The sequence below is a fragment of the Enterobacter sp. S-33 genome, assembly GCF_028735835.1.
Lineage (GTDB): Bacteria > Pseudomonadota > Gammaproteobacteria > Enterobacterales > Enterobacteriaceae > Enterobacter > Enterobacter vonholyi.
The window spans coordinates 311206-327722 of the sequence record NZ_CP117838.1 but is presented as its reverse complement, the minus strand read 5'-3'; the positions used below and the strand labels follow the sequence as shown (position 1 = coordinate 327722).

Annotated in this window: 21 protein-coding genes; 9 read left to right on the top strand and 12 right to left on the bottom strand. The window is 53.6% G+C overall.

Annotation, left to right across the window (positions count from 1 at the left end):
- Positions 1 to 2: 2 nt before the first annotated feature.
- The 4 genes from PUP35_RS01505 to tyrB all read right to left on the bottom strand — a co-directional run bounded on the left by PUP35_RS01505 (position 3) and on the right by tyrB (position 3012).
- Positions 3 to 356, bottom strand: a complete 354-nt coding sequence (locus PUP35_RS01505; RefSeq protein WP_111964201.1) for an MmcQ/YjbR family DNA-binding protein — start codon at positions 354 to 356, stop codon at positions 3 to 5.
- 2 nt (positions 357 to 358) lie between these two features.
- Positions 359 to 775, bottom strand: a complete 417-nt coding sequence (locus PUP35_RS01500) for a secondary thiamine-phosphate synthase enzyme YjbQ (protein WP_111964202.1) — start codon at positions 773 to 775, stop codon at positions 359 to 361.
- 113 nt (positions 776 to 888) lie between these two features.
- Positions 889 to 1602 carry an acid phosphatase AphA gene (gene aphA / locus PUP35_RS01495; RefSeq protein ID WP_127729274.1) on the bottom strand — a complete coding sequence of 238 codons (714 nt, stop codon included), beginning with the start codon at positions 1600 to 1602 and terminating at the stop codon, positions 889 to 891.
- Positions 1603 to 1818: 216 nt separating this feature from the next.
- A complete protein-coding gene (gene tyrB / locus PUP35_RS01490) occupies positions 1819 to 3012 on the bottom strand; it encodes an aromatic amino acid transaminase (RefSeq protein ID WP_274241752.1) in 1194 nt (397 codons plus the stop codon).
- A 206-nt stretch (positions 3013 to 3218) separates the two neighbouring features.
- On the opposite strand from tyrB, the gene PUP35_RS01485 reads away from it, so the two are divergent.
- From PUP35_RS01485 to PUP35_RS01460, 6 genes are all read left to right on the top strand, one after another.
- Positions 3219 to 3776: a DUF2589 domain-containing protein gene (locus PUP35_RS01485; RefSeq protein WP_045335167.1), complete on the top strand. Its 558-nt coding sequence runs from the start codon at positions 3219 to 3221 to the stop codon at positions 3774 to 3776.
- Between the two features lie 75 nt (positions 3777 to 3851).
- Positions 3852 to 4454 carry a DUF2589 domain-containing protein gene (locus tag PUP35_RS01480; protein ID WP_271369641.1) on the top strand — a complete coding sequence of 201 codons (603 nt, stop codon included), beginning with the start codon at positions 3852 to 3854 and terminating at the stop codon, positions 4452 to 4454.
- On the top strand, positions 4454 to 4903 hold the full coding sequence (locus PUP35_RS01475) for a lysozyme (RefSeq protein ID WP_274241748.1): 450 nt from the start codon (positions 4454 to 4456) through the stop codon (positions 4901 to 4903). The genes PUP35_RS01480 and PUP35_RS01475 overlap by 1 nt, the downstream gene beginning before the upstream one ends.
- Before the next feature lie 17 nt (positions 4904 to 4920).
- Positions 4921 to 5403, top strand: a complete 483-nt coding sequence (locus PUP35_RS01470) for a ribonuclease domain-containing protein (RefSeq protein WP_271369642.1) — start codon at positions 4921 to 4923, stop codon at positions 5401 to 5403.
- Positions 5404 to 5468: 65 nt separating this feature from the next.
- Positions 5469 to 5876: a hypothetical protein gene (locus tag PUP35_RS01465; RefSeq protein WP_115876918.1), complete on the top strand. Its 408-nt coding sequence runs from the start codon at positions 5469 to 5471 to the stop codon at positions 5874 to 5876.
- Positions 5877 to 6167, top strand: coding sequence for a hypothetical protein (locus PUP35_RS01460; RefSeq protein ID WP_111967849.1), 291 nt, complete (start codon positions 5877 to 5879; stop codon positions 6165 to 6167). It begins immediately after the preceding gene.
- An 80-nt stretch (positions 6168 to 6247) separates the two neighbouring features.
- Here PUP35_RS01460 and PUP35_RS01455 read toward each other — a convergent pair whose 3' ends face one another.
- Positions 6248 to 6841 (bottom strand): response regulator transcription factor, encoded by a 594-nt coding sequence (locus PUP35_RS01455; protein WP_240741472.1) that lies wholly within the window; start codon positions 6839 to 6841, stop codon positions 6248 to 6250.
- 304 nt (positions 6842 to 7145) lie between these two features.
- Here PUP35_RS01455 and PUP35_RS01450 point away from each other — a divergent pair, with 304 nt between their 5' ends.
- Positions 7146 to 8288, top strand: coding sequence for an ENY2 family protein (locus PUP35_RS01450; protein WP_240741471.1), 1143 nt, complete (start codon positions 7146 to 7148; stop codon positions 8286 to 8288).
- A gap of 51 nt (positions 8289 to 8339) precedes the next feature.
- On the opposite strand, the gene alr is transcribed toward PUP35_RS01450, so the two are convergent.
- The gene (gene alr, locus PUP35_RS01445; protein ID WP_115876921.1) at positions 8340 to 9419 is read right to left on the bottom strand and encodes an alanine racemase; all 1080 of its coding nucleotides are present in this window, start codon (positions 9417 to 9419) and stop codon (positions 8340 to 8342) included.
- A gap of 16 nt (positions 9420 to 9435) precedes the next feature.
- Entirely contained in the window at positions 9436 to 10848 is a 1413-nt protein-coding gene (dnaB, locus tag PUP35_RS01440) for a replicative DNA helicase (protein WP_023310046.1), read from the bottom strand.
- A gap of 66 nt (positions 10849 to 10914) precedes the next feature.
- On the opposite strand from dnaB, the gene PUP35_RS01435 reads away from it, so the two are divergent.
- Positions 10915 to 11898, top strand: coding sequence for a quinone oxidoreductase (locus tag PUP35_RS01435; RefSeq protein WP_133293585.1), 984 nt, complete (start codon positions 10915 to 10917; stop codon positions 11896 to 11898).
- Between the two features lie 184 nt (positions 11899 to 12082).
- Here the strand turns inward: PUP35_RS01435 and pspG are convergent, their stop codons facing one another.
- From pspG to PUP35_RS01415, 4 genes are all read right to left on the bottom strand, one after another.
- On the bottom strand, positions 12083 to 12325 hold the full coding sequence (gene pspG, locus PUP35_RS01430) for an envelope stress response protein PspG (protein WP_115876922.1): 243 nt from the start codon (positions 12323 to 12325) through the stop codon (positions 12083 to 12085).
- A 136-nt stretch (positions 12326 to 12461) separates the two neighbouring features.
- Positions 12462 to 13457 carry a tRNA dihydrouridine(20/20a) synthase DusA gene (dusA, locus tag PUP35_RS01425; RefSeq protein ID WP_274241739.1) on the bottom strand — a complete coding sequence of 332 codons (996 nt, stop codon included), beginning with the start codon at positions 13455 to 13457 and terminating at the stop codon, positions 12462 to 12464.
- Between the two features lie 82 nt (positions 13458 to 13539).
- Positions 13540 to 14850 carry a conjugal transfer protein TraF gene (locus PUP35_RS01420; protein WP_115876924.1) on the bottom strand — a complete coding sequence of 437 codons (1311 nt, stop codon included), beginning with the start codon at positions 14848 to 14850 and terminating at the stop codon, positions 13540 to 13542.
- 172 nt (positions 14851 to 15022) lie between these two features.
- Positions 15023 to 15511, bottom strand: a complete 489-nt coding sequence (locus tag PUP35_RS01415) for a cupin domain-containing protein (protein ID WP_127729258.1) — start codon at positions 15509 to 15511, stop codon at positions 15023 to 15025.
- Positions 15512 to 15626: 115 nt separating this feature from the next.
- Between PUP35_RS01415 and zur the strand changes: the two genes are divergently transcribed.
- A complete protein-coding gene (gene zur, locus PUP35_RS01410) occupies positions 15627 to 16139 on the top strand; it encodes a zinc uptake transcriptional repressor Zur (protein WP_008503369.1) in 513 nt (170 codons plus the stop codon).
- Between the two features lie 48 nt (positions 16140 to 16187).
- On the opposite strand, the gene PUP35_RS01405 is transcribed toward zur, so the two are convergent.
- Complete coding sequence (locus tag PUP35_RS01405; RefSeq protein WP_024906712.1) at positions 16188 to 16397, bottom strand: CsbD family protein; 210 nt, start codon at positions 16395 to 16397, stop codon at positions 16188 to 16190.
- Positions 16398 to 16517 lie beyond the last annotated feature (120 nt).

Sequence of the window (16517 nt, the reverse complement as noted above, 5' to 3'; positions counted from 1 at the left end):
TGTCACACGGAGAGCTGCTGTCGGGTCGTTTCCGGCAGCAGCTCAACCGCCTGCTGATAGGACGCGTCCACCAGGTAGTAAATTTGCGAGCCTGGAATCGATCCATCCAGATAGACGGTGCTCCAGTGCGCCTTATTGAGGTGCTTGCTCGGCCTCACGTCATCATGCTGTTGACGTAGCAAATCCGCCAGTTCAGGGCTGGTTTTCAGCGACGCCGCCGGACGGCCTTCCACCTCTTTCACCATCGCAAACAGCACATCCCCCACCTTAACCTGCGTGGCTTTCCAGTCGCTATGGACGCTCTGCTCCGCGCCGGGCTTGCTCATGCAGTACTGAAGTATCTCCGAAATTGTCATCTTTATTCCCCTTGTAGCGTGGCGATAATTTTACGCGAACCACCGTGAATGCGATGCTCTCCCAGCCAGATCCCCTGCCACGTTCCCAACAGCAGCCGCCCGTTGTGAACCGGCAGCATAAGCGATACGCCCAACAGGGAGGATTTAATATGCGAAGGCATATCGTCTGCCCCCTCATAGTCATGCTCGTAAGGGGCGTTGTCCGGGACGCTCTTCAGAAAATGGTGCTCCATGTCTGACCGGACGGTGGGATCGCAATTTTCATTAAGCGTGAGAGAGGCAGACGTGTGCTGAAGGAGCAGATGCAGCAAACCCGTTTTGACCCGCGGCAGGTCGCGGATTTGCCCGATGACTTCGTCCGTCACCAGATGAAATCCGCGTGGTTTAGCGCTTAAGGTCAGGGTCTGTTGATACCACATGTGCTGCTCCGTAATGAAAGATGAATCTTTCTAAGTGTGCAGCAAGAAGGCGAAAGGTAAAACCCGCAGCGACGAGATTTGCTTAAAAAAGAGTCAAACTCGTCGCCTGCGGTTTAATACTCAGAGTTCACAATGACCTCTTCGCCAAACTTTCCGGCCATCGGCAGCGGTCGATAGGTCGAGTTAGAGGCACGCAATACCCTGATCCCTCTTGCACCCACGTCATGCGCGGCGGTGATGTCGTTATCCGAATCGCCGTAGAATACTTTGATATTTTTCTTTTCCAGCCACTGGGTTTTGGTGTTTTGCCCTTCTTTGTCACCGGCAAAAATCACCGGATTCATGCTGGCTGCCGGGATCTGAAAATCATCCTGCAGGGTTTTGGAGACGGTTTCCGTTTTGGTCTGACTGCGGCCGGTCACAAAGTAAATGCTGTCACCGCGCTTCACGTGCATGGCAATAAGCGCACGGGCAACCTCTTTCGGGATGCTGAATTCGTCCCAGCCGTTATTCATTTTTTCCCAGAATTCCGGGTTCTTCAGATACGCTTCGCTGTCGGGCGAATACATTTTTTTGCCGCGCCAGAAGCCCGGGCTGGAGAAGAGAACGGTATCGTCAATGTCAAAACCCACGGCCATTGGCGCACGGCCCATCAGGCTGTTTTCGATTTGAGCCACGGAAACCCAGTGAATGGGCGCCTGCTCGGCAAGCATGGCTGCAGTGGTACCGGTGTAAAGCGGCGTCGGGGCAGAAGCTCGCGCGACGACGGCGCTATTAAGCGAGAACAATAAGCAGGCGGCGCTGAGCGCCAGTGTGATCTTGCGCATGTTTTCCCCTGAAAATTCAGTTTGTTATCGTTTTAATTTGAGCGAACGGTCAAAAAACTATCCGACCATAACCCCAGCGGGAGGTGAAGGGAAGGAGTTTTTGCTTATGAAGGGGAATAAAAAGAAGACGATCACAAAAGCCGGGCAACGTTTTTGTGCGGCCTGATGCCCTCACCCCGACCCTCTCCCACAGGGAGAGGGTGAGTTGGTAAGTACTTACATTACAGCAGCAAACGCCTGCGCCACGCGATGAACGTTGCTGGCATTCAGGCCCGCCACGCACATACGGCCGCTGGCAATCAGGTAGACGCCGAACTCTTCGCGCAGACGATCGACCTGGGCCGCACTCAGTCCGGTATAGCTGAACATCCCGCGCTGCTTGAGCAGATAGTCGAAGTTATGTCCCGGCACCGCCTCTTTCAGGACGTTAACCAGTTCCTGACGCATCGAAAGAATGCGCTTACGCATCGCTTCCACTTCGCCAAGCCAGGACGCTTTCAGCTGCTCGTCACCGAGAACCGTCGCCACCACCTGCGCACCAAAGTTTGGCGGGCTGGAGTAGATACGGCGTACCGTCGCTTTCAGCTGGCCGAGCACGCGGCTGGCTGCTTCGGCATCCTCACACACTACGGACAGACCGCCAACGCGTTCACCGTACAGGGAGAAGATTTTAGAGAAGGAGTTACTAACCAGAGCAGGCAGCCCGGCGCTGGCTACGGCGCGGATGGCGTAAGCATCTTCTTCCATGCCCGCGCCAAATCCCTGGTAGGCAATGTCGAGGAACGGGATCAGGTCACGGGCCTTCAGTACCTCAATCACCGCATCCCACTGGGCGTTAGTGAGATCTGCACCGGTCGGGTTATGGCAGCATGGGTGCAGCAGCACAATACTGCGCGCCGGCAGCGTGTTCAGTTTTTCCAACAGCGCTTCAACGCGCAAGCCGTTAGTTTTGCTGTCGAACCATGGATAGGTCTCGACCTTAAAACCTGCGCCCTCGAAGATCGCAACGTGGTTTTCCCACGTCGGGTCACTGACCCACACGCCTGAATCCGGAAAGTATTTTTTCAGGAAGTCTGCACCCACTTTTAGCGCACCCGAGCCGCCCAGCGTCTGGATGGTCGCCACGCGTTTTTGCGCGAGCACCGCGTGATCGGCGCCGAACAGCAGCGGTGTAATGGTGTTGCGATAAGCGTTTAGCCCTTCCATCGGCAGATAAAGGGAAGCGCCGTGTGGAACAGCGTTCAGACGCGCTTCGGCTTCGGCAACGGCTTTTAATTGAGGAATGATGCCATCCTCGTTGTAATACAGACCGATGCTGAGGTTCACTTTGTCGCTGCGAGGATCTTCTTTGAAACGCTCCATTAAGGAGAGGATAGGGTCGCCGGCATAGGCGTCAACTTTCTGAAACACGCGATGGTTCTCCGGAATTCGATGAGGCAGGGATTTCAACAATAAACCGGAATATCACGCAACACCACCCCTTAGGATTATCCTGCGATCGGCATAGGTTTTTTGCGTCCTTTAGCCATGACATTTACCCAATATTTTCCCCTTCTCGCTTTCCGTAATGTGACTCCTGCGCAACCGCGCATTCACTGATTCAAGGAGTTCACATCATGGATTCACAATTTATTGGTTCAGTTATTAACGCCCTGCCGCTGGAGCATATGATCGGCGGTCCGCTGCAGGCGATGATCAAAGCACAGGTTCAGGCGAGCAAGTCCTATACCGACTTCCTGCTCTCTGTCTGCATTAAAGACGGCAAAGCCGTCGCGATCGAGTTCGACTACGACGAAACCGTGGTAGACGAACAAGGCGTGAACAAAGGCAGCGTGACCCGCAAGATGAGCATTCCGCTACTGGCGGCGATCACGCACCCTATCATCTGTATCGAAGACGGCACTATCGACTTTGAACTGGAAGTGAGCCAGAGCGAAGCCAGTTCCAGCAGTACCGAAGCGGAGGCATCCGTGGAAGCGTCCGTCGGCTGGGGTGTCTTTAAAGCCAAAATGACCGGCAAAGTCTCCCATAAATCGGAGCAGACCCGTTCGACCGACACACGCGCGAAATACTCCATTCATACCCAGATTAAACGCCAGGAACCACCTGAAGCTCTGCAGCGCGTGATTGATTACCTGACCAACGCCAAAACCAAGCCTGTCGCCGCGCAATAATCTTCCACGCCGCGACATACGTGCGATTCCGTAACGCAGGGGCTACCCGGGTAGCCCTTTTTCCAGGAGCGAAATATGTCTTTTAAAAAATGGCTGCGCGGCGGCAAGGATGAAGAGCCGGAAAACAGGACGGGCAAAGAGGATGAAGGCACGCCGCCTGTACAGGAAAACACGCCCCCTACGCCGCCAGCCGATATTCCCGGCGTGCCGATCTCGCTTGAAGATATTACGCGCGGGATGCAGTACGCGGCCACGGCGGCCAACGAACTGATTGCTCAGCAGTATATGAAAGCGCTGGATCCCTTTTTCGAACCTGCTGAGGACGGTTCGTTGGTTCCACGCACGATACAGCTGGCACTGGATGAAAAGCACTACTTTGACCTGCCCTTGGTCGCACTTTCAACGCCGCGCGGGCTGATGCTGGAGAAAATGAAGGTCAACCTGACGATCCGTACAGAAGGCATGCAGGCACCTTCCCGCCAGTCTGGTGAAAACGAATTTGGTCGCTTTCACGTCAGCCTTTCGCCTTCCAGCGATAACAAAGGCGGGCGTGACAGCCGCCACGTCGATGTGGAGATGCAGTTTACCGCGCTTGAGCCACCGGAAAGCGTTATGCGCTTGATTGACGAATACACCAACAAGGTGATTCCCCGTCCGAAAGCAGAGGAGACTCCGTAATGCACACACAACCAGAACGTACAGGTGACAAGGGTATTCAGCTGATTTGCCAGTTTGAAGGACTGAAGCTGGAGCGTTATCGCGATGCCGTAGGTTTATGGACCATCGGCTATGGCCATTTGATCCTCAAAGAGGAGATGGAAAAGCTCACCAAAATTACTACCGGCGAAGCCAAAGAACTGCTGCGCAAAGATCTGAAACGCACCGAGGACGGCGTGAAAAAGCTGCTGAACCAGTCAGCAACGCAGGCGCAATTCGACGCGCTGGTTTCCTTCGCCTTCAACCTCGGCGTTGGCAATTTGAAGAAATCAACGCTGCTCAAAAAATTCAACGCGGGCGATGTTCAGGGCGCCGCACTGCAGTTCAAAAGCTGGAATAAGGCAGGCGGGAAGGTATTGGCTGGTCTGACGCGTCGCCGCGAGGCGGAAATGAAGTTATTTCTCAGTTAACTCGACAGGAAAAACACATGAAATCATTATCCATAGTGCAAATGGCCGTTCTTTCTGCTTCCTTATTCGCCGTTTTACAGGCTACTGCCGCCATACCAACCTGCGAAGATGAAATAAAGGAAGTTAACGCCTTTTTATCTTCTCAGGGTGTACCGCCCGTCAATAATGTGACCGAGCTGGCGACAACCCTTCGCCATATAAAAAATTTTGGCCGCCTGCCCGACCGCTATATCACGTCGGAAGAAGCCAAACGCCTCGGCTGGTCGGGGAGTGAAAGCGAGTCACTTTGGGGGTTGAAACTCACTCATCAAAAATGGATCGGAGGCGACAAATACAGCCATAGCGCTCTTCCTGCCGATCAGCCCTGGCTTAGCGCGGATGTGGATGTCGTAAAGGGCTATCGCTCTCCTGAACGTTTGATTTACAGCCTGTCAGGGCAACAGCGCTTTATCACTACCGATAAGTATCAGCATATTGTTGAGCTGGATCCCTGCCAATAATAAGCGCCCGTTACGATAATAAATCCCCTTTTTCGAGGGGGTTTATCCTTGCAGAGGATGAATGTATGTCTGACATCTATCTCCCGACCCTCATCAGCGAAGCCTTGCTGGCATTTTCAGGCTTATTTGGCGGCGTCAGTATTTCGTTTTTCTGGCAACCGCAGCGGCTGCATCAGCACAGCCGATTTATGGCAGGCATTATTTTTGGCGGAATCAGCATGGGTGCGGCCGTCGCATTAGGTGGCTTATCAGCCCGCTGGTTAAAGATAGACCTTAACCAGGCCGATATCACGCTTGGTTTAGGTTATATCCTCGGGGCAATGAGTAATGGTCTGATCGTCTGGCTGGCAAACTTTTTCCGCCGGCACGAACAGCGCGATATTTTTGATGTCGCCAGCGTCATCAAAAGCAAAGTCAGGCACGAGTCACTTTCTCCGCCTGATTTAACCCATAACAATCCCGATGGAGAGTAAATGCTTAACATAATGAATGGCTGGGTTCTTCCCTTTATTATCCTCGTCGACCTTGTCACCTCGCTGCTCATTTTGTTTGCAGCCTATAGTCGAAGAGTCCATGCTCTGCCGGTAATGTGTAAAGTCGGCTTAGCTGCCCTCGCCTTTGGCTTTTTTGGTGAGAGCAGTTTAAACATGAAATTTATCCTTACTGGGGCTGATATACTGAGTGACAGTTTTCCCTTCTGGCTATTGCAGGACTTTGGAACGCTGGTGGTCGTGATATACTATTTCAAATCTCAGTATCATTAAAAAAAGCGCGACAGTATTCTGCCTGTCGCGCTTTTCACTAAACATAGTTTGATACCAATCCTGCGTCTTACAAAAACGGCCTAATTGCCCATATATTTAAAATAGAGCATTGCAGCCTGTGTTCGATTGTTGACCTGCAATCGGTGAAAAATGGATTCCAGATGTACTTTGACCGTACCAGCACTGATATTCAGTTGTCTGCTGATCTGCTTATTTGTTCCTCCATTCGCCAGCAGCTTGAGCACTTCCTTCTGCCGACGACTCAGAGTATGAATCGGTAAACCGCCAGTGGGTTGTTCTCGCTGAATCACGGCCTGCTCCGGAAAGCAGACCACACCCGAGGAAACCATGCTAAGTATCTGGCTGATTTTCTCGGCGGGAAGATCCTTAGTAAAAATGCCCTTAATGCTTTGACGAATGTAGAAGTTGAATATCTTATCCGTCGTTTTTCGTAACATTACCACGATCGGTAGCTCAGGCCAGTTTGACATCAAATTTGTGATAAAATCACGGCATTTCATTTCACCATCCAGCAAAATAATGCTGACTGGCATAGAGGTTAAAATTGCGTGTGCATCTTCAAAGTTGTTCGCTGAAAAAACAGTGCATTCCGGCATTACGCGTTCCAGCTCTGTTTTCATACCATGAATGAAGATCGGTAATTCATCGATCATTAATATGTTCATTGTAGCATAACCCCGTATGAAATCTATTTTCTTAGATTATTCAACTAACTTATTCCGAAATTAAGTATGCGTGCTATTGCAGAACTGTAAAAACAGCATTCGGCATAAGGCAAATGTCATATGCCTAAGCAAAAAGTTAAGCAGTGCTACACATTAAACATAGTCATATTTAATTAAGAACGAACTTATCGCTATCAAAAATACCCTGGGCTTAATAGCATATTTCTCGAAATATTGCCGACACGTATTATTTAACTGCACGCGTGCCATCCATCTACATATTAATATTTCAATGAGGTCATTTATGACAATACTAACAGTGTATTTCTGTGGTACTGGTTCTAATAAGTTTGATGAGTCTCATGCTAATTACTGGAACGGCGAGCTCATTTCTTCTCTGGCCGCCAATAACAAGGGTAAAGAGTTCGCCGAATGGGTCATTCTTGATGGCCCGGGAAGCGGTAATCTTCAAAGCGATGAACTTTGGGTCAAAAGCGGAGAATATTCTCAGCTTCGGGCCCAGCTTCTGGGCAGCGGCTGGAATGAGAATGTTCAGCACGCGATCAATATTATTAAAGGGCACGTTGACTGGCAGCGAGAAAAGCTCACAAAAGAGAACTATGAGCAGCTCAAAAAGGCGGGCGTGCCGATTCAGGACGTTGAGGTTACCGGATCGTTTTGGTGGCGCAAGTATGATTATGGTGACCGTAAAGTGACCCAGCAGGCGCTGCAGCAGCAAATTATTAAAACCTTCCGTCAGGGCCAGATTCTGCCCACTCAGGTGAACCTTGTGGGATGGAGCCGGGGCGGAATTAGCTGCCATATGCTTGCGAATGCGATGCTGGCCGATCCCCTTTTGACAACTATTCCGGTGAATATTTTCGCTGTGGATCCGGTTCCGGGAATGGGTAATTTCCAGCCGGAAAAAGTCACTCTGGGCAGCAACGTGAAGGAGTATGTGGCTTTCTATGCCCGACACGAGCGTTCAAAAGGTTTCTCGTGCGTCATTCCACAGACCGATAGCACGACAAAGGTACATATTTATCCTATGTCTGGTCGTCATGCTACGCTGGTGGGAAATGCGTCGGCTAATGGGAATAGCGGGGAAAAAGTGGTGCATGAACCGGGCACGATCGTGCGTCATTTTGCCGAAGTTTGCCTGCAAAGATGGGGGGTCACGCTGGATAAAAAGCTCAATCTTGATGGTGTGCAGCTGCTGGAATTGCATCAGGTCATTCAGCGTAACGCTCCGCTGTTCGCCGAAATGCAGAAAACGGTGTACACCATTTCGGAAAACGATGGGGGAGAACGCTATGTCTCACTGGGCAACACAGGAAAACGCTTCTCATCCATCCAGGGCGCGCGCTTCAGTCCAGAGTCAGGGCTGGCGTCAGATTATTTAACGAATCAGGCGATTTATAACGTGTTGAAATAAGCGTTACTTGTCCAACGGCAGCGTATGCCGTTGGACTGTTATGTACACGTTTCAGTCGACGTACTTCATCGCCACCCGAGACGTCAGGCGGGTAATAAGTTCGTAAGCACTTACTTTCGTGATTTCAGCAATACGTTCAACGGGTAAACCTTCCCCCCACATCACCACATCGTCGCCGGGCTTATCCTGGGCTTCAGGCCCCAGATCGACACAAATCATGTCCATCGCCACGCGGCCAACGATCTTCACTTCGCGACCGTTGACCAGCACCGGCGTACCCGTGGGTGCAGCGCGCGGATAGCCGTCGCCATAGCCCATCGCCACGACGCCGAGGCGGGTGTCGCGCTCGCTGATCCAGGTGCCGCCGTAGCCCACCGGCTCACCGGCTTTGTGTTCGCGCACGGCAATCAGGTTAGAGACCAGCGACATGACCGGCTGGAAACCCATGTCCGGTCCCCAGGGTTTATTCTCCAGCGGCGACACGCCGTAAAGAATGATGCCCGGTCGCGCCCAGTCGAAGTGCGACTGCGGCCACAGCAGGATCCCGCCGGAAGCTGCGATCGAGCGCATCCCCGGCTTGCCTTCGCAGAAGGTATTAAAGATATCCAGCTGCCGCTCGGTTGCACCGCACTCGGGCTCATCGGCACGGGCGAAGTGGCTGACAATATTCACCGGCTGGCGCACGTTTTTGCACCGGCATAAACGCTGGTAAAACGCTTCCGCGCTTTCCGGACGCACGCCCAGACGGTGCATGCCCGTGTCTAGCTTCATCCAGACGGTCACCGGCTCGCTCAGCTCGGCGGTTTCAAGTGCGGCCAGCTGTTCTTCATTGTGTACCGCCGTGTGCAGATGCTGGTCAGCAATGGTTGGCAGATCGCTGGCTTCGAAAAAACCTTCGAGGAGAAGAATCGGTTGGGTAATCCCCCCCGCGCGCAGGCGGAGGGCTTCTTCAAGACGGGCGACGCCAAAGGCATCGGCATCGGGGAGCGTTCGCGCGGTCTCAAGAAGACCGTGTCCGTAAGCGTTCGCTTTCACGACTGCAACGAGCTTGCTGGCAGGCGCCAGTTCACGCAGACGTTGCAGGTTGTGTCGCAGAGCGCGGCGGTTAATAACAACAGTTGCCGCTTGCATTTGAATTCCTTAGAAATTACTCATCATCATATTGAGGACCGGCATAGTTGTCGAAACGCGACCACTGTCCGTTAAAGGTCAGACGCACCGTTCCGATTGGGCCGTTACGTTGTTTACCAATAATAATTTCGGCGATCCCTTTCAGGTCGCTGTTCTCGTGATAAACCTCATCACGGTAGATAAACATGATTAAGTCGGCATCCTGCTCGATGGAGCCGGATTCACGCAGGTCGGAGTTGACCGGGCGCTTGTCGGCGCGTTGTTCCAGGGAGCGGTTCAGCTGCGACAGCGCGACCACCGGCACGTGCAGCTCTTTGGCTAACGCCTTGAGCGAGCGGGAAATCTCCGCAATCTCCAGCGTACGGTTGTCTGAAAGCGACGGGACGCGCATCAGCTGAAGGTAGTCGATCATGATGAGGCCGATGCCGCCGTGTTCGCGGGCGATACGACGCGCGCGGGAACGAACCTCCGTCGGCGTCAGGCCGGAGGAGTCATCGATATAGATGTTCCGTTTTTCCAGCAGAATGCCCATGGTGCCGGAGATGCGCGCCCAGTCTTCATCATCGAGCTGGCCGGTACGAATGCGGGTCTGATCCACGCGAGACAGCGACGCCAGAGAACGCATCATAATCTGCTCGGAGGGCATCTCAAGACTGAAGATAAGCACCGGCTTATCCTGCAACATCGCCGCATTTTCGACGAGGTTCATCGCAAAAGTGGTTTTACCCATCGACGGACGCGCGGCGACGATAATCAAATCCGACGGCTGAAGGCCGGCGGTTTTCTTGTTCAAATCATCATAGCCGGTATTCACTCCGGTGACGCCATCGTGCGGCTGCTGGAACAGCTGTTCGATACGGGCGACGGTGGCGTCGAGCACATCGGCGATATTTTTTGGGCCTTCGTCTTTGTTGGCGCGGCTTTCGGCGATTTTAAAAACGCGGGACTCGGCAAGGTCAAGCAGGTCTTCGCTGGTGCGCCCCTGCGGATCAAAACCGGCTTCGGCGATCTCGTTCGCCACCGAGATCATCTCACGGACGACGGCACGTTCGCGCACGATATCGGCATAAGCGCTGATGTTCGCCGCACTAGGCGTGTTTTTTGACAGTTCCGCCAGATAGGCAAACCCACCGCAGCTGTCGAGCTGACCAAGACGCTCCAGTGATTCCGCGAGCGTGATCAGGTCGATCGGGCTGCCCGACTCCTGCAGACGCGCCATTTCGGTAAAGATGTGGCGGTGCGGGCGGGTGTAGAAATCTTCCGCCACGACGCGCTCGGCGACGTCGTCCCAGCGCTCGTTATCCAGCATTAAACCGCCCAACACCGACTGTTCCGCTTCAATCGAGTGCGGCGGGACCTTTAACCCTGCGACCTGGAAATCACGCTCGCGAGGTTCAGTCTGTTTGTTGAAGGGTTTGTTTCCTGCCATAGTGAATGGAGTTACCGAGATAAAGAGTGGGTCGAAAGATTACCATATTTTTCTTACGGAGGGAGCATGGCAACGCGCATTGAATTCCAGAAACACGGTGGGCCAGACGTACTCAAAGCGGTGGAGTTCACCCCCACCGCGCCTGGCGAAAACGAAGTGCAGGTTGAAAACAAAGCCATAGGCATAAACTACATCGACACCTATATTCGCGGCGGGCTCTACCCGCCTCCGTCGATGCCGAGCGGACTGGGCACCGAGGCAGCCGGTGTCGTCGTCAAAGTGGGCAGCGCGGTTAAGCATATTAAAGAGGGCGACCGCGTGGTATATGCGCAGTCGGCGCTGGGCGCTTACAGCTCCGTCCACAACGTCCCGGCGGATAAAGCCGCCCTGCTGCCTAACGCTATCTCCTTCGAACAGGCGGCGGCCTCGTTCCTGAAAGGTCTGACGGTTTACTACCTGCTGCGTAAAACCTATGAAATTAAACCCGACGAGCAGTTCCTGTTTCATGCCGCGGCGGGCGGCGTCGGGCTCATCGCCTGTCAGTGGGCAAAAGCCCTGGGCGCAAAACTGATCGGCACCGTGGGCAATGCCCAAAAAGCGCAGCGCGCGCTGCAGGCGGGCGCCTGGCAGGTGATTAACTATCGTGAAGAGAGCATTGTCGAACGGCTGAAGGAGATCACCAGCGGCAAAAAGGTGCGCGTCGTGTATGACTCGGTTGGGAAAGACACCTGGGAAGCGTCGCTGGACTGTCTGCAGCGTCGTGGGCTGATGGTGAGCTTCGGCAATGCGTCAGGCGCTGTCACCGGCGTGAATCTTGGTATTCTGAATCAGAAAGGTTCGCTGTACGTCACGCGCCCTTCCCTGCAGGGCTACATCACCAACCGGGAAGAACTTGAAGAAGCCAGCAACGAGCTGTTCTCGCTGATCGCCAGCGGTGTCATCAAAGTGGACGTGGCAGATGCGCAGAAATTCGCGCTGACCGATGCGCAGCGCGCGCATGAGGTGCTGGAGAGCCGGGCGACGCAGGGGTCGAGCCTGTTGATTCCCTGAGCCCCAAAAAGAAATTGGGCTTCCCGTGGGAAGCCCTTTCTTTTTTTAGTTCGGCTGTATGTAGGGTACAGCACGATGAATTCTTTAACGGCAGTCATAGTGACAGATTCGATAAGTAAATCCTATTCTGTTCTAAGCCATGCTGCCGGAAAAGTTACAACTATGTGACGAACCCCTCAATACCTTAGTAACGGAAGCGGTTATTGCGCTGATAACCGGGCACTTTTGGCGATTTAATCGACCGAATCACCCACACCACAGCAACGGCCAGCAGTAACCACGGCAGCAGTTTGATCGTCAGCGCAAACAGTCCGCCAATAAACATGACCACCGTCGCCACCACGATAGCCGCCAGAATGCCGATCAACGAAACGCCTGTCGCTAACAGCATAACAAAAAAGCCAATCACAAAAAGTAGTTCCAGCATGGTGCTCTCCCACGAGTTCCCGAGTAATGCATTAAGCATTACAAGATCTATGCCAAAGCTAACGTTTTGTTCTTAAAGCAAAACGCCCCGCGAGAACTCGCAGGGCGTGGTGAATTTGACGAACTTTTAGCGAAAGTTATCGCTTGTCTGCCACCAGTCGCAGCGCATGTTCCAGCACCTCAATATCGGCTCCGGCTTTATGCGCATTCTCGCTCAGGTAGCGGCGCCACTGACGCGCGCCCGGTATACCCTGGAACAGACCCAGCATATGGCGGGTGATGTGGCCGAGATACGTACCGTTGCTCAGCTCGCGCTCAATATAAGGGTACATCGCACGCACGACGCCAACCGGATCGGTGTCTGAACCTTCGATGCCAAAGATTTCGCGATCGACCGTCGCCAGAATGCCCGGGTTCTGGTACGCCTCGCGGCCGACCATCACGCCATCCATATGCGCCAGATGCGCTTTGGCCTCTTCCAGCGACTTAATGCCGCCGTTGATCGACATCGTCAGGTGCGGGAAGTCACGCTTCAGCTGATGCACGCGCGGGTAGTCCAGCGGCGGGATTTCGCGGTTCTCTTTCGGGCTCAGGCCGGAGAGCCAGGCTTTTCGCGCGTGGATGATGAACATCTCGCATTCGCCCTTTCCGGAGACAGTATCGATGAAGTTGCACAGGAATTCGTAGCTGTCCTGGTCGTCAATCCCGATACGGGTTTTGACCGTCACCGGAATGGAAACGACGTCGCGCATCGCCTTGATACAGTCCGCTACCAGCTGGGCATTCCCCATCAGGCAGGCACCGAACATACCGTTTTGCACACGGTCGGACGGGCAGCCAACGTTCAGGTTGATCTCGTCGTAGCCGCGCGCTTCCGCCAGCTTCGCACACTGCGCCAGCGCGGCCGGATCGCTGCCGCCCAGCTGCAGGGCAACCGGATGCTCTTCCTCACTGTAGGCCAGATAGTCGCCCTTCCCGTGAATAATTGCGCCCGTGGTCACCATTTCGGTGTACAGCAGCGTATGGCGGGAGAGCTGGCGCAGGAAATAGCGGCAGTGTCTGTCCGTCCAGTCGAGCATCGGCGCAATGGAGAAACGGTGTGCGGGGAAAGCGGTCTGTGATTCTGACGACATGGCGAAGTTTTAAGCATCTGGTGGAAAAGGGGCGCTACTATAGCACAAAGAAAAGCCGGAGGCGCAGCGCCTCCGGTTGACTTTAGAACGTCATGCTCAGCTGAGCCCCTGCGCCCCAGGTTTCATCTTCACCGTACAGGCCCATCAGGTCAACATGCACGGTGCTAAACGGCGCGAAACCGACACCGCCGGTAAAGACGTTGCTGTCGTTACCCTTCACGTCTGCACGATAACCCGCACGCACCGCCAGCCAGCTCAGCGGCGTCACCTCGGCACCGACACCCACGTACTGCGACGTATCTTCGCTCTTGAAGCCTTTGGTTTCGGTCAGATCGCCATCGGCGGTCAGCGTCACCAGGTCGTTGTGCCAGGCGGCACCGGCGGTTACCAGCGGGCGGATCTGATAGGTGTCTTTATAGCTCACCACTTCTCCCGTACGGCCATTGCGGATACGGATATCTTTGGTGTCGATATCGCGCGACATCAGGTTTTGTCCGCTCACGCCAACGGTCCAGTGTTCGCCGAAATCGGCCGCAATACCGGCATCCACGTTGAAGCCCGTATCGTCAGTACGGTAGCGGCTGTCGTTCCACTTGTTACTGTCGTAATCGTAGATTGACGTGGTGTAGTTATAGACCCAGGTTTTTTGCAGCTTTGGCGTCACGCCCACGGAAACAGGGACGCCGCCGAGGTCAAACTGGCGGGCAACGGCAACACCATAGTCTGAGACAATCGCTGCCCGGCCAGACGCGGTTGAGTTGAGGTTTTTAGTGATCTGATCCGTGCCGTTCAGCGCAGCGTCCAGGGCGACACCGGCAGCCACCACATTACTGCGTTGAATACCGCGAAGGTAATCAATATCCTGCTGATCGATAGACGAGCTTACCCGGCCATGGGCATAGCCTTTCGCCATGAAGGCTACCGAAAGGACATCGTTAGGGATACTCACCGCAAGCCCTGCACCAGCCGTTGCGCGTGCGGTTTTGCCTTTGAGATAGTCCAGCTCATCGGCCAGATCTTTGGCCGCGCCCTGGAACTGATTAATGGAACCTAATGGATTGGTGATAATTTCTCTTGGCGTGAGATTATCAACCACATCCTTGTAGTGATTGATTTTGTCGTTGATGGTATCAATCTCGTCCTGAAGATTGTCCTCATCCGTTACCTGTACGCCAACGGACGGCAAAATGACCGTCACATCATCGTCAGGTTTTGCCTTTGCCAGCAGCGCGGGGTTGATTAATGCCCCACTGCCATAGCTCCCGGAGGCAACGCCAGTGCCACCCATTGCGTCGCTTCGTGATTCTGTCCAGGTATTGGCTGCTCCCGCCTGATTTGCCATAAACAAGGAAACAGCGATACTAACCACCGAAAATTTAAAATTTTTTTTCACAGTATGCCCGTTATAGTCTGTTATGAAATAACCCCTGTCTGTTATCACCCAAACAGGAACGAACTATTGCTGTGAATAAGTAGTAAAAGACCCGCTATTTCTATCCCTAAGTAAAACTCCCTTACGGCCTGTTATATTTTGTGACGGCCCTCAATATTTATAGAAGAGGAAATTATTTTTTCCCAGGTTTTCCATCATGCGGTCCAAAAAACTGGGGCGGGTGGTCTACCCAGCGATCCTCTCGGGTAGCGGCATAAACCGGGTTAAGCGGATAGTATATGCGGTTATGCTTCTTGTTGGCCTCGCCAACGACCAGGAGCCGAACCTCGTCGTCCGTGTTGTTGATAAAGGTATGACAGATGCCGGTACCGGCGGGAAAACCTACGCTGTCGCCAGGCTCCAGCTTCCACAAGTAGCCATTAATCCAGGCGTCAGGGTGGCCTTCAAGCACGTAAATAAACTCTTCTTCGTCGCTCTCCGCGTGCGGATAAGACGTCCTGCGCCCGGGTGGCAGGCGCTCATGATGGATACCAATACGCCCGAGCCCAAGCTTGCGAGCCAGCGGGGCGCCGATAGAAAACAGCTCGTCGCTGTCGGGATAGGTCGAATCATCCGCGCCTTCAACGTCGCGCCAGTGCCGAATACAGTCAGGTTTTTTCATTGTTTATTTCCCGGTTTGTAATGGGTCAGGTATAGCACAGACTGGCGGATCTCGGCGTTTTTACCAGAACATGATAAAGTGAGGGTTTTCCGTCCTATAACATCCGGGGTGCTACATGGATAAGTCCACAAAAGAGCTGTTAGCGCAGGCCGAAAAGCTGTGTGCGCAACGCAATGTGCGCCTGACTCCGCAGCGCCTTGAAGTATTACGCCTGATGAGCCTGCAGCAGGGTGCCATCAGCGCCTACGATCTGCTCGACCTGCTCCGCGAAAGCGAGCCGCAGGCAAAGCCGCCGACGGTCTATCGCGCTCTGGATTTCCTGCTTGAACAAGGGTTCGTGCACAAGGTGGAATCCACCAACAGCTATGTGCTGTGCCATCTGTTTGATCAGCCCACCCACACATCGGCGATGTTTATCTGTGACCGCTGCGGCGTGGTGAAAGAAGAGGCTGCGGAAGGCGTGGAAGACATTATGCATACGCTGGCAGCGAAAATGGGGTTTGCCCTGCGTCATAACGTGATTGAAGCGCACGGGCTCTGTTCCGCGTGCGTGGAGGTGGAAGCCTGTCGCCATCAGGACGCGTGTCAGCACGACCACTCTATCCTGGTGAAGAAAAAGCCGCGTTAGCGGCAAAAGAAAAAGGCGGCCTGGAGCCGCCCTGTGGGTTATTCAGCGTTACCAGCGGTAGTCGTTACGGGTTTCCCAGTCTTTGACTTCGTTTTCCGCCTGATCTTTCGCGTAGCCGTAACGTTCCTGAATTTTACCGACAAGCTGATCGCGTTTACCTTCAATGACGGTCATATCGTCATCAGTCAGCTTACCCCACTTTTCTTTCGCTTTACCTTTGAACTGCTTCCAGTTGCCGCCGATTTCGTCTTTATTCATCATCGTGTCCTCTTAGTTAAGCGTCGGGTCGTAACGTCCGTTACGTTCTTTTCTGCTGGACGTGATAATTATTGTAGTTAAGGATTCCGTAGTTAATTTCATATTCGGAATCTTTAACCG